This window comes from Micromonospora sp. NPDC049101, assembly GCF_040648675.1.
In the GTDB taxonomy this organism is placed as follows: domain Bacteria; phylum Actinomycetota; class Actinomycetes; order Mycobacteriales; family Micromonosporaceae; genus Micromonospora.
Genome location: NZ_JBEZED010000001.1, coordinates 35,900 through 48,364, shown reverse-complemented (window position 1 = coordinate 48,364; position 12,465 = coordinate 35,900). Strand labels below are relative to the sequence as shown.

Annotated in this window: 9 protein-coding genes; 1 reads left to right on the top strand and 8 read right to left on the bottom strand. The window is 72.5% G+C overall.

The window, feature by feature from the left end:
• Positions 1 to 311 precede the first annotated feature (311 nt).
• The 8 genes from AB0B57_RS00225 to AB0B57_RS00190 all read right to left on the bottom strand — a co-directional run bounded on the left by AB0B57_RS00225 (position 312) and on the right by AB0B57_RS00190 (position 11,093).
• Positions 312 to 1,802: an FAD-binding oxidoreductase gene (locus AB0B57_RS00225; protein ID WP_357063266.1), complete on the bottom strand. Its 1,491-nt coding sequence runs from the start codon at positions 1,800 to 1,802 to the stop codon at positions 312 to 314.
• Positions 1,803 to 1,948: 146 nt separating this feature from the next.
• Positions 1,949 to 2,677, bottom strand: a complete 729-nt coding sequence (locus AB0B57_RS00220) for an HD domain-containing protein (RefSeq protein ID WP_357063263.1) — start codon at positions 2,675 to 2,677, stop codon at positions 1,949 to 1,951.
• A gap of 91 nt (positions 2,678 to 2,768) precedes the next feature.
• A complete protein-coding gene (locus AB0B57_RS00215) occupies positions 2,769 to 4,154 on the bottom strand; it encodes a polysaccharide lyase family 1 protein (protein ID WP_357063261.1) in 1,386 nt (461 codons plus the stop codon).
• Between the two features lie 107 nt (positions 4,155 to 4,261).
• On the bottom strand, positions 4,262 to 5,434 hold the full coding sequence (locus AB0B57_RS00210; protein ID WP_357063258.1) for a Gfo/Idh/MocA family oxidoreductase: 1,173 nt from the start codon (positions 5,432 to 5,434) through the stop codon (positions 4,262 to 4,264).
• Between the two features lie 86 nt (positions 5,435 to 5,520).
• Positions 5,521 to 7,014, bottom strand: a complete 1,494-nt coding sequence (locus AB0B57_RS00205) for a mannitol dehydrogenase family protein (protein WP_357063256.1) — start codon at positions 7,012 to 7,014, stop codon at positions 5,521 to 5,523.
• Positions 7,005 to 8,309, bottom strand: coding sequence for an enolase C-terminal domain-like protein (locus AB0B57_RS00200; RefSeq protein ID WP_357063253.1), 1,305 nt, complete (start codon positions 8,307 to 8,309; stop codon positions 7,005 to 7,007). Before AB0B57_RS00200 ends, AB0B57_RS00205 begins: the two co-directional genes overlap by 10 nt.
• Positions 8,306 to 9,739: a glucuronate isomerase gene (gene uxaC, locus AB0B57_RS00195; protein ID WP_357063250.1), complete on the bottom strand. Its 1,434-nt coding sequence runs from the start codon at positions 9,737 to 9,739 to the stop codon at positions 8,306 to 8,308. The genes AB0B57_RS00200 and uxaC overlap by 4 nt, the downstream gene beginning before the upstream one ends.
• A gap of 25 nt (positions 9,740 to 9,764) precedes the next feature.
• Positions 9,765 to 11,093, bottom strand: a complete 1,329-nt coding sequence (locus AB0B57_RS00190; RefSeq protein ID WP_357063248.1) for a Gfo/Idh/MocA family oxidoreductase — start codon at positions 11,091 to 11,093, stop codon at positions 9,765 to 9,767.
• 238 nt (positions 11,094 to 11,331) lie between these two features.
• Here AB0B57_RS00190 and AB0B57_RS00185 point away from each other — a divergent pair, with 238 nt between their 5' ends.
• The gene (locus tag AB0B57_RS00185; RefSeq protein ID WP_357063245.1) at positions 11,332 to 12,447 is read left to right on the top strand and encodes a LacI family DNA-binding transcriptional regulator; all 1,116 of its coding nucleotides are present in this window, start codon (positions 11,332 to 11,334) and stop codon (positions 12,445 to 12,447) included.
• Positions 12,448 to 12,465 lie beyond the last annotated feature (18 nt).

Below are 12,465 nucleotides of genomic sequence, written 5' to 3'. Positions count from 1 at the left end.
GGCCGGGCTGGGCCGGGCTGGGCCGGGCTGGGCCGGGCTGGGCCGGGCTGGGCCGGGCTGGGCCGGGCTGGGCCGGGCTGGGCCGGGCAGGGCTGGGCCGGGCAGGGCCGGGCCGGGCCGGGCCGGGCCGGGCAGGGCTGGGCTGGGCCGGGCAGGGCTGGGCCGGGCAGGGCCGGGCCGGGCCGGTCAGGGCGGGATGGGGTGGGGTGGGGTGGGGCCGCGCGCAAGCTGGGGTGGGGCTGGTTGGTGGGGGCGAGGTTGGGGGTGGCCGGCGGTGCGGGTGGTGTCACCCGGGCCGCCGGCCATCCAGGTCAGTGGGTTGCGGGTGGGATGCTCTGCTCGTACTGGAAGACGTTGTGCGGGTCGTACTTCGTCTTGATCTTGCGCAGCCGCGGGAAGTTGCGTCCCCAGTAGGCCTCCTCCCACTCCGCCATGCCGATGTTCGGCACGTTGACGTAGGCGCCGTCCACGTAGGGCCGCAGCGCCAGGCTGAACTCGGCGATCCAGGCCTGGGCGATCGGGGTGACGGCGTCGTCGCTGTCCGGCTCGCCGCGAGTGCCCCAGCCCGCGCCGGGCTCGGAGTAGAAGAGCGAGTCGCGGTGCGCGAACGCCGCGCCGCCGAAGGGCTCCTGCCGTTGGGCTCCCCGGCCGAAGGCCTGGGCGAAGAAGTTGCTGTCCGGCGACGGTGCCTTCTCCATGAACCGGCGGACGATGCTGATCGCCTCTGCCGGGAAAGGCTCCCTGGTGAACTGTGAGTAGAACTTCCACTTCCCCGGATCTTCGTCGCTCGGGACCTGGAATCCGGCGTACGTCTCGCCCCAGCCGCCGACCCGCACGGTGACCTCGGGGTTGCCGATCGAGAGGAGCGGCTCCAGCAGCCTCCTCGCCTCGGCCTCCGAACCCTCGGCGAGCACCGCGAAAAACAGGATCTCGCCCGGGTGGACCTCGACCTGGGTGCCGAGACGGGGGTCGGCGAACGGCGCGGTGTGCTGCCAGAGGTCGAAGATGTCGTGCAGGTTGTCGAGGCCCGGCCAGGTCGCCTGCAGGTAGGCGACGCTCTCCAGCGGAGCCACCTGGTAGGTCAGGGACGTGACGATCCCGAAGTTGCCGTTTCCGGCGCCGCGCAGCGCCCAGAGCAGGTCCGCGTGGTTCCACGGGTCCACCTGGAGCACCTTGGCGCCGTCGGCCCCCGCCGCGACGACGATCTCCACGCCGATCAGGTTGTCGCAGGCCATGCCGATGTAGCGGGTGAGGAAACCGAGACCGCCCCCGAGGGTCGCACCGGACAGGCCGACGGTCCCCTCGCCCCCGGTCGTCGCCGCGAGGTCGTACTCCCCGAGTGCGGCGACCGCCTCGGACTGGGTGAGCCCCGCGCCGAGCTTCGCCTTGCGGGAGGCGGGGTCGATGTGGACGTCCTTCAGCTCACTGACGTCGATCACGATGCCGTTGTCGACGTTCGACCAGCCTTCCAGACTGTGCCGGCCGCTGCGTACCCGCAGCGCCACGTCGTGCTGCCGAGCCCAGGTGAGTGCGTTGACGACGTCCTGGGTCTCCTGAGCGAAGACGATCACCAGTGGGTAGCGCACGAACAGTTCGTCCCAGCCGAGGCTCGCCTCCGCGTAGTTGGGACTCTGCGGACGGACGATCCGGCCGGTCAACGTGGCGGGCGGGAACTTCTCACCACCCAAGGACGGGCCGTCCGCCGCCAACGCCGAACTGCCGGCAATCACTCCGGGGAGGGCGACCGCTCCGGCGCCGACGGCCGTCGCCTTGAGCAGGTCGCGACGAGAAAGGTCGCGCATGGTCCGAGTCCTCTCGATCGGGGTTACGTCAGAACTTCGATCGAGAGGACTTATGCCTCCCAACTGACGCAAAACCACCGTAATGCCGCAGGTTGCGGCAAAGATCCGAGAACTTGTCACGGAACCCGGTCGGGTGATGCGGCAGCTCAGTTGGGGTGCGCGGGCTGGTCCAGGATGGCGCTGAACCGCTCCTCGGCGAGGTCGAGCTGGCCGAAGATGTGCCGCTTCACCGCCGGCGACAACGGAGTGTCCGGCCGGCCGATCAGGTCCCGGAAGAGCGGCACCAGCGGCCGGTACTTCCGGGCCGACGAGACGACCTTCGGCCCGACCGTGTGGATCACCCCGACACCGTTGTCGGTGAAGTCCGACACCTTGATCACCCGGGCCCAGGGCTCCCGGTCCAGGCTGACCGCCAGGTGCTCCCGGTACTGCGTGTTGCGGTCCCGCTCAGGGTCGTACACCGGGTTGGTGACGGCGGCGACGAGCGTCGCGACGCGCGTCCCGAACCGCGCGGTGAGCGCGGCCAGCGCGGCCGCGGTCGGGTCCGGGCCGGGGTGGCCGTCGGCCAGCTCGGCCGGGTGGTCCTCGACGGCGTCGTGCAGCAGGCCGGCCACGATCACGTCCACGTCGCGCACCTGGTAGTGGTGCATCAACCGGATCGCCACCCGCAGCAGGTGGTTGAGGTACGGCTCACGAACGCGCCGGTCGTCACGGTGCAACTCGGCGGCCAGGTCGAGCGCGGCGGTCAACCGCCCGCGGGCGGCGTCGTCGAACTGCTGGACCTCCAACCGGAAGCGCTCCAGCAGGCCCGGTTCGCCGTGGATCTCGGTGATCGCGTGCATCGGCATGCTGCCCAGGTGCGGCGGGAAGTCCATGCGTCACTTATAGCCGATCTTCACCACATCGATGAGCCCTTACGTCGCCGACCCGACCGCGCGATCAACGGCTGGCCGCGTGGTGCAGACGTCAGAGCGGCAGCCAGTCGGCGCCCGCGAGCGGATTCACCACGAGCGGAACCAGCGGCGTCGGGAGGACGGGATCACGGCGCAGGGTGGGCGTCCAGCCCGCGTCGGCGCCCAGGTCCGGGTCGTGGGTCGCGTTGTACGCCGCCAGCAGGTCGACCGGCCGGGCCGGACCGCCGCCCCGGCGCACCCAGGAGCCCCGCTCGGTCAGCGCGGTGCCACCCCAGTCGTAGAGCAGGTCCGCCGGGTCGAGCGACGGGTCCAGGGAGAAGAAGTTGTTCTGCGCGTGGATCGCCGACTGGACACCGACGCCGAGCGCGTACTGGAAGTCGTCACCACCGAGCCGGTAGTGGTTGTTGTAGACGTCGACCTGACCGAAGCGCACCCGGGGCAGCCGTTGCAGGACGCCGTCAAAGAGGTTGTGGTGCAGGGTGACCCTCAGTCGGCCCAGGTCCGGCCCGACGGTGTTGGAGGAGCCGATCAGCATGAGCTTGTCCCGCCCGGTAAAGCGGTTCCAGGACGCGGTGACGAGGCTGGCGGTGTGTGTGACGTCCAGCGATCCGTCGTGCACCTGGTAGCGACGTCCGAAGTGGACCGGCTGGGTACTGTCCGGGTTGTCGCCGTCGGAGAAGCTGTTGTGGTCGACCCAGACGTTCTCGCTGCGGCGGACCGAGATCTGGTCGTACTGGCTGTTCCAGTTGCCGTTCTCGCCGTCGGTCGGAGACCAGGCGGGGAAGCAGTCCCGGGTGTCGACGAGAGTCAGATTGCGGACGATGACGTTCGACGCCCGGTCGATCATGAGGGTGAGCCCGGTCAGTCGGGCGCCGTGCAGGCCGACGATCGTGGTGTTCGGGCCGACGTTGATCTGGGTCTGGTGGGTCTGGTTGGTCACCGAGCGCACCCGGGCCTCCTCCAGCGGCCCGCTCGGCGCCACCCGACCCCACACCGCCGGGTCGTACGCGGCCAGGTAGGCGTCCAGCCGGTACGCCGGGTCGGCCAGCTCGGCGCAGCTCAGCGGGGTGCCGTCTGGCCCTTCGAAGCCGTCGATGGCGCCGTCGACGTAGATGAGCTTCGGCGTGGCGTCGGTGGCGTTGCTGGCATTGTCGCCGCCCAACGCGGCGACCAGGTCAGCCCTGCTGTGGACCACGGCGGTCCGTTCGGGGGTGGCCGCCGAACCGCCGGTCGTGCCGGCGCCCTCGGCGGCCCAGCCGTCCCGCTCGGGCAGGGTCTGCCGTCCGAGTTGGCGGGCCAGCCAGGGGAGCCGGTCGACGGCGGATGGTGCGAGTCGCGGGACGGGGCCGGGCGGTGCCTCGGCGCGGACGGCGGCGCTGGCCGGGGCGGCACCGAGCAGGAGGGCGATCACCGTCGCGCCGGTGAGGGTTCTGCGCATCGACTCTTCCCATTCGCTGGTGGTGACAGGGCAGTCACCAGGAACGGTAGGTTCGCAGTTTTATGCAGGTCAATATGAATAGTGTGCAGGAATGTTGCAGTCGCCTCCTATCCCGCCAGCTCGGCGCGGTACGCGGTGGCCGCCCACGGCACCGCCAGTTCGCTCGGGAGAGCCCCCCGCTCGGCCGCCCGGCGCAGCACGTCGACCACCCCCCGCAGGTGGCGGACCCGCTGCCCACCCGCCCCGACAGTGGTCACCAGGTCGCCGTCGAGCAGTCGGGGCTCCGGGGCGGCCCGCAACGCGTCCAGCAGCGCGGTGAACGGCGCGGTCCGGGCCAGCGGGGCGATCAGCGGCACCCCCGACGGGTCGACCCGGTGCGCGAGCAGGTTCTCCAGCAACCCCTGCCGCCCCGGCACGCGGCGGGTCACCACGTCCCCGGGCATCCGCAGCCGGTCGGTCGGGTATTCCAGCACCGCCTGGCCCGCCGTGCCGGTCACCACCACCTCGCCCGCCACGAACTCCTCAGCCGCCAGGGTCACCGCCACCAGCACGGGTGGGCCGGCACGGAACAGGACCCGCAGCACGGCGGTGTCCTCCACCTCGATCGGCCGGACCCGGTAGCGCTCCACCTCGATCACGGCCGGCCAGGGCGTCGCCCCGCCGAGCGCCTCGCCGATCGCCAGGCACTGCATCACGGCGTGCGCGAGCGGGTTGACAAGTGCGCCGTCCAGCACCGGCCGACCGTCCAGGCTCCGTCGACCGGCCCAGGGGGAGCGGGCGTAGTAGGCGTCCGGCCGTTGCCAGGCGGCCACGCTGGAGATGCCGGTGACCGTACCCAGCCGGCCGGCGGCCAACGCGTCGGTCAGCGCGGTGAGCGCCGCCGAGCCGAGCGCCTGGAAACCGACCTGGGCGACCCGGCCGGCGGCGGCGAGAGCCCAGGTCAGCTCCTCGTGCTCGGCCAGCGACAACACCGGCGGCTTCTCCAGCAGCAGGTCAGCACCGGTGGCCAGGGCGTCCCGGGCGATCGCCAGGTGGGTGTGCGGCGGCGTGCAGATCACCACCACCTCGGGGCGGGTGGCGGCGAGCATCACCTGGTGGTCGGTGAACACCCCGACCCCGGGTGGCACCGGCGCCGCCGGATCGTCCTCCACGGGCCGGACGTCGACCAGGGCGACCAGCCGTAACCGGCCGGTGGTGTGCAACGGCGCGAGCACCCGGCGGTGCCAGCGGCCGTGTCCGTTCGCCCCGATCACCGCCACCCGCGGCGGCGTCGATCTCACCCCGCCGCTCACCGCGCACCGGCCGGCCGTGGACTCACCGGGCACCGACCCGCGGTGGATTCACCGGGCACCGGCCGGCGGTGGACTCACCGCGCACCGGCCAGGGTGGCCTCGACACCGTGTCGTCCCAACGCGGTCAGCCAGGCGGTCACCTCGGCGCGGACCTCGTCGTCGGCGGCCACCTCCGCCGGGATGACCTCGCCCAGGGCGAAGACGGCGTCCACCGCGCCGGCCGGGGTCTGCGCGCCGGCGTCCAGGGCGGCCCGGATCGGCCCGGCGAGGGGGTCCTGCAACGGCAACGGTCGGCCGTCGTCGGCGTACCCCAGCGCGAAGCGCAACCAGGACGCCACGACCAGCGCGCCCCAGCGCGCGGACCGGCCGGACGCGCGCAGGTCGACGATGGTGTGCAGGATTCGTTGCGGCAGCTTCTGCGAGCCGTCCAACGCCACCTGCAGGGTGCGGTGGTGGATCGCCGGGTTGCCGAACCGGGCGAGGACCTGCTCGCCGTAGTCGACCACCCCGACCCCGTCCGGCGGGGTGAAGCTGGCCGCGACGTCCTCGGCGATCAACCGACGCAGCACGTCGGCCAGGTGCGGGATCTCCAGCGCCTCGGCGATCGTCTCCCGACCGGCCAGGGCGCCGAGGTACGCCACGGCCGAGTGCACGCCGTTGAGGGCGCGCAGCTTCAACCGCTCCCACGGGCCGGCGTCGCCGGTCAGCACCGCGCCGGCGTGCTCCCAGCCGGGCCGGCCGCCGGGAAAGTCGTCCTCGATCACCCACTGCGCGTACGGCTCGGCGGCCACCGCGGCCAGATCGGTCACGCCGAGCGCCCGGCGGGCCGCCTCGATCGTCTCCGGGGTGCTGGCCGGCACGATCCGGTCGACCATGGTGCCCGGGCAGGTGACGTTGCCGGCCACCCACTCGACAAGCCCGGCGGGCACCTGAGCGGCCCGGCCGACCGCCTGGTCGAGCATGCCGCGCAGTCGTCGCCCGTTGGCCGGCAGGTTGTCGCAGCTCACCAGGGCCACCGGCCCGGCGTCCGCGGCGGCCCGCGCGGCCAGCCCCCGCAGCAGCAATCCGGGCACGGTGGTCGGCGGTCGACCGCCGGCCAGGTCGGCCGCGAGCGCCGAGTCCGGGGACAGCCGGCCGGTCACCGGGTCGAGCTGGTAGGCCTTCTCGGTGACGGTCAACGTCACCACTCGCACCGCCGGGTCGGCGAGCAGCGCCACCACGGCGTCCGGGTCGCGAGGGGCGTGCCGTACGCCGCTCAGCGCGCCCACCACCCGGGTCTCACTGGCGGCGGCGGAGAGGGTGCTGACACTGAACAGGTTGTCCTGGGCGGCGAGCGCCTCGACCACGGCGGTGCTGCGCGGTGCGACGGCTACGATGCCCCAGTCGCCGCCGGCCGCGCCGACCGCCGCCTCGGTGTAGACGGCCTGGTGTGCCCGGTGGAACGCGCCCAGCCCCAGATGGACGATGCCGGCCGGCACGGTGCCCGGCCGGACCAGGGGGCGGGCCTCGGCGGGCAGTCGGCGCAGCACGCCCAGGCCGAGTCGGGAGGCGCCGAGTGTCACCGCCATGCCGGACCGTCCGGGAAGCGGAACTCGGCGATCGACGCCGGTTTCATGGTGGCGCTGTAACCGGGCCGCTCGGGCGGCAGGTAACGGCCACCGCGGGTGCGGACCGGGTCGACGAAGTGCTCGTGCAGGTGGTCGACGTACTCGATCATCCGCCCGTCCAGGCCGGTGCCCACCCGCAGGTAGTCGAAGATCGCCAGGTGCTGGACGTACTCGCAGAGGCCGACGCCACCGGCGTGCGGGCAGACCGGCACCCCGAACTTCGCCGCCAGCAGCAGCTCGGCGAGGACCTCGTTGACGCCGCCGACCCGACACGCGTCGACCTGCATCACGCCGATCGCCTCGGCCTGCAACAACTGCTTGAAGATCACCCGGTTGGCGGCCACCTCGCCGGTGGCCACCCGGCACCGCCCGCCGGTCAGCTCGTCGACCGCGCGGGCGATGCGGGCGTGCCCGAGGATGTCGTCGGCGTGCGTCGGCTCCTCGATCCAGTACGGATCCGCCTCGGCGAGTGTGGCCATCGCGGTGATCGCCTCGTCCACGTCCCAGACCTGGTTGGCGTCCATCATCAACAGCGCGTCCGGGCCGATCTCCGCCCGGATGATCCGGGCCCGCCGCAGGTCGTCGGCGAGCGGACCGCCGACCTTCATCTTCATCGCCCGCCAACCGTCGTCGTACGCCTGCCGGGTCAGCGCCCGCACCTTGTCGTCGGGGTAGCCGAGCCAGCCGACCGAGGTGGTGTACGAAGCGAAACCGTCACGTTCGAGCGTCGCCAGCCGGTCGGCCAGGCCGTCGCGCCCCTTGTCCAGGATGGTGGCCGCCTCGTCCGGGGTGAGCGCGTCGCTGATGTGCTTGAAGTCGACGCTTGCCACGAGCTCGTCGGTGGGCAGCTCGGCGAGGAACCGCCACATCGGCTTGCCGGCCAGAGTGGCCCGCAGGTCCCAGACCGCGTTGACGAGCGCACCGGTCGCCATGTGGATGACGCCCTTCTCGGGGCCCAGCCACCGCAGCTGCGCGTCGGCGCTGAGCGCGCGGCAGAACGCCACCGGCTCGGCGGCGATCTCCTCGATCGTGCGTCCCCGCACGTGGTGGGCCAGGGCGCGGACCGCCGCGCAGGTGATCTCGTTGCCGCGACCGTTGGTGAAGGTGAACCCCGCGCCGGTCGCCCCGGCGTCGGTGCCCAACTCCACGTACGTCGCCGAGTAGTCGCCGCGGTTGATCGCGTCGGAGCCGTCGCCCCGGGCGGCGGTCGGGAACCGCACGTCGTGCACCTCGACGGAGGTGATGGTGATGCTCACGTGTTGATGCCTCCGAAGTTGAAGACCCGTTTGGGCAGCCGGTACGCCAGGTCCACGATGGTCTCGGCGGCCTCGTCCATCGGCAGTCGGTGCTCGGCCACCAACCGGGCCAGGAAACCGGCGTCCACCCGACGGGCCACGTCGTGGCGGACCGGAATGGAGCAGAACGCCCGGGTGTCGTCGACGAACCCGGTGGTGTTGTAGAAACCGGCGCTCTCGGTGACCGTCTCCCGGAAGCGGCGCAGCACCTCGGGGGAGTCCAGGAACCACCAGGGCGCGCCGAGCAGCACCGCGGCGTACCCACCCGCGAGGGGCGCCAGCTCGCGGGTGAAGGTGTCCTCGTCCAGGGTGTAGAGCACCAGCCGCAGCCGGGGATCGTTGCCGTAGCGCTCCAGCAGTGGGGCGAGCGCGTGCACGTACTCGGTGGCCTGCGGGATGTCGCCGCCGACGTCACGGCCGTGCCGGGCGTGCAGCCACCGGTTGTGGTTGCGGACCGCGCCGGGGTGCAGCTGCATGACCAGGCCGTCGTCGAGCGACATCCGGGCGAACTCCACGAGCATGTGCGCCCGGAACGCCTCCGCGTCGGCGGCGTCGGCCGCGCCGCGCCGGCCCCGGTCGTACAGCCGCTCGGCCTCCTCGGGCGTGAGGTCCAGCGTGCGCGCGGTGGGGTGGCCGTGGTCGGAGGACGTCGCGCCGGCGGCGATGAACGCGGCCCGCCGGGCCCGCAGCGCGGCCAGGTAGCCGGCGTACGTGCCGGTGTCCTCGCCGGCCCGCTCGCCGAGCCGGTCCACATTGCCCGCCCAGCCGTCGTACTCCATGTCCACCACGTCGTCCGGGCGGAACGTGGTCACCACCCGCCCGCCCGGCCCGCCCCAGCCGTCGGCGGCGAGCTTGGCGTGCTGGCTCAGGTCGTCAAGTGGCGACTCGGTGGTGGCGAGGACCTCGATGCCGAACCGCTCGAACAGCGCCCGGGGCCGGAAGTCCGGCTCGGCGAGCCGGGCCGCGATCTCGTCGTAGAGGGTGTCGGCGGTGGTCGGGCCGAGCGGCGTGTGCACCCCGAACACGGTGCGGAAGGTCTGCTCCAGCCAGAGCCGCGACGGGGTGCCCCGGAACAGGTGCCAGTGCGCGGCGAAGCGTCGCCAGATCACCCGGCCGTCGGTCTCCACCGGGCTGCCGTCGCGGGTGGGCACACCCAGCTGCGCCGAGGGGACGCCCTGGCTGAGCAGCATCCGGGTCAGGTAGTGGTCCGGCACGATGAGCAGCCGTGCCGGGTCCGGGAAGGGTTCGTCCGCGGCCAGCAGGGCCGGGTCGACGTGCCCGTGCGGCGAGATGATGGGTTGCTCCGCCGCGAGGGCGTACAGCTCCCGGGCCAGGGCGCGCTGGCCCGGTTCGGAGGGCAGGAGCAGGTCGGTGTGGTCGGACGTCGGCACGGGGGATGGGCTCCTCGTCTCCAGGTCAGTGGGGGGTGAGCAGGTCGGCGACCCGGACCGGTTGGCCGGTCTCGAAGGACCGGTTGGCCGCCAGGCCGGTGAGCAGGGCCAACGCGCCGTCGTCGGCGGTCGCGGCGCGGTCCAGCGGGTCGGGTCGACCCCCGAGGAGCACCCCGGTCATCCGGGCGTCCGCGCCACCGTGGCCCTGCCGGGTGCGGCCCTCGACGGGGATCTGCCGGGGCGGTGCCCAGAACGGGCGCAGGGTGAGTGTCGCGCCACCGCCCTCGGCCGGCGCCTCGGTGCCGTGCAGGGCGGCACCCTTGACCGCGCCGGCGGTGCCCCGGTCGACGAAGTCGTTCTCGGTCACCTCCAGCTCCAGCCGGCCGCGACTACCGTTGATCATCACCCGGTAGCCCTCCCAGGGAGCGTAGGCGGTGAGGTGGTACGTCATCGTGGCACCAGTGGAGTAGCGGGCGAGCACCGCCATGTCGTCCTCGATGGTGACTCCGGGGGCGAACACGTTGCGGTCGCGTTGGTAGCCGTCCTCGGCCTCGGCATCGAGGTACAGCTCGCGCAGCCGGGGGTGGGCGTCCAACCGCAGCGCGAACGGGTCGTCGACCGCGTCGGGGGAGCCGTGCGCCCGGTCGTAGTCGCGGGCGTAGCCGTGCCGGCGGCCACCGTCGCCGTAGAAGAAGAGCCGGCCGGCCGCGTACACCTGCACCGGGGTGGCCGCCAACCACCAGTTGACCAGGTCGAAGTGGTGACTGGCCTTGTGCACCATCAGCCCGCCGGAGGTGGCCTTGTCGCGGTGCCAGCGGCGGAAGTAGTCCGCGCCGTGGCGCACGTCGAGCAGCCACTCGAAGTGCACCGAGCCGATCTCGCCGACCGCGTCCTCGGCGAGCAGCCGGCGGACCTGCTCGTGCAGCGGGTTGTAGCGGTAGTTGAACGCCACAGTCACCCGACCGCCGGTCTCGGTGACGGCGTCCAGGATGCGCCGGCAGCGCGGCGCGTCCACGGTCATCGGCTTCTCGGTGATCACCTCCCGGCCGGCGCGCAGAGCGGCCACCACGTACTCGTCGTGGGTGACGTCCACGCTGGTGACCAGGACGACGTCGACGCGTTCGGAGTCCAGCATGGCCGCGAAGTCGCCGGCCGGGTAGGTCGGCACCGGGCGGTGGCCCAGCTCGGCCAGCCAGCGGTTGTGCGCGTCCATCCGGGCCTGGTTGACGTCGGCGAAGGCGACCAGCTCGGTGGTGTCGGCGTGGTCGAGCACCAGCGCCCGCACGAACATCTCCGCCCGTGCGCCGGTGCCCACGATGGCGTACCGGACCCGCCCGTCGGCTCTCGGTGACATGCGCTCGCCTTCCCGGTGATGCTGCAAAGGTTTGCAGTGAAGTAATCACGATCAATGTGATCGCGTCAACGACGACGCTGCGATCGGTGGTAAATATCCGCGTTTGTGGGGCGGAACGTCACGGAGTGAAACACGGGCGTAGCACGTCCGCAGACATTGACCGTTGACACTGGCGCAACCGTTTGCATTAATGGGCCACACCCCCGTCACCGCCACCACATCGGACGAAGGGCCCGCCGTGCCAGTCACCATCCGGGACGTCGCCCGGGCGTCCGGTGTGCACATCTCCACCGTGTCCCGCACCTTCTCCGCTCCGCACCTGGTCAACCCGGACACCCGGGTCCGGGTGTTGGCGTGCGCGGAGGATCTGGGCTATCGACCGAACCGAGCCGCCCGCGCACTGATCACCGGGCGTACGCACAACATCGGGCTGATCATCGCCGACATCGCGAACCCGTTCTTCCCACCGCTGATCAAGGCGGCGGAGAGTCAGGCCCGCCGCCGCGACTACCACGTCTTCGTGGCCGACACCAACGAGGACCCGGCCACCGAGGAGGAGTTGGTCCACGCGTTGGCCAAGCAGGTGGACGGTGTGTTGCTGTGCAGCCCGCGGATGAGCAACAGCCTGATCGAGCAACTCAGCCGTGAGGTGCCACTGGTGGTGGTGAACCGCCAGGTGACCGGCCTGCCCTGCGTGCTGATGGACGTCGGGCAGGGCGCCCGCGCGGCGGTCGAGCACCTGGTCGGCCTGGGTCATCGCCGCATCGCGCTGCTCGGTGGCCCGCGCAGCTCGTGGACCAACCGGGAGATGCGCCGGGCCGCCGGCACGGCCGCCCGGGCCGGCGGCGCGGAGCTGACCGTGCTCGGCCCCAACGCGCCCACCGTGACCGGCGGTTCCGCCGTCGCCGAGCAGGTGCGACGCAGTGGTGTGTCGGCCGTGCTCGCCTACAACGACCTGATGGCGATCGGCCTCATCGAGGGGCTGGACGCGCTCGGGGTCAGGGTGCCGCAGGAGGTGAGCGTCGTCGGGGTCGACGACAGCACCCTGAGCCGGCTCACCCGCCCCAAACTGACGACGGTGGCCACCCCCACCGCGACCGCCGGCCGGACGGCCGTCGACATGCTGCTGCAACAGGACATCGAGTCACCGCGCGGCGCGCGGGGGCCCGGTGCCGGCACGGCGCTCGACGTCCGTCGTACCACCGCACAGGTAATGCTCCAGACCGACCTGGTCATCCGCGACTCGACCGGCCCGGGCCCGCACGCCCGACCGGCCCGTCCCCCGGCCGCGCCGCTCGGCCCGGACCCGCGTCGCCCCGCGGGCCCGAACAATCCCGAGCACGGCCACCGGTGACGTCGTCGCCTCCTACCG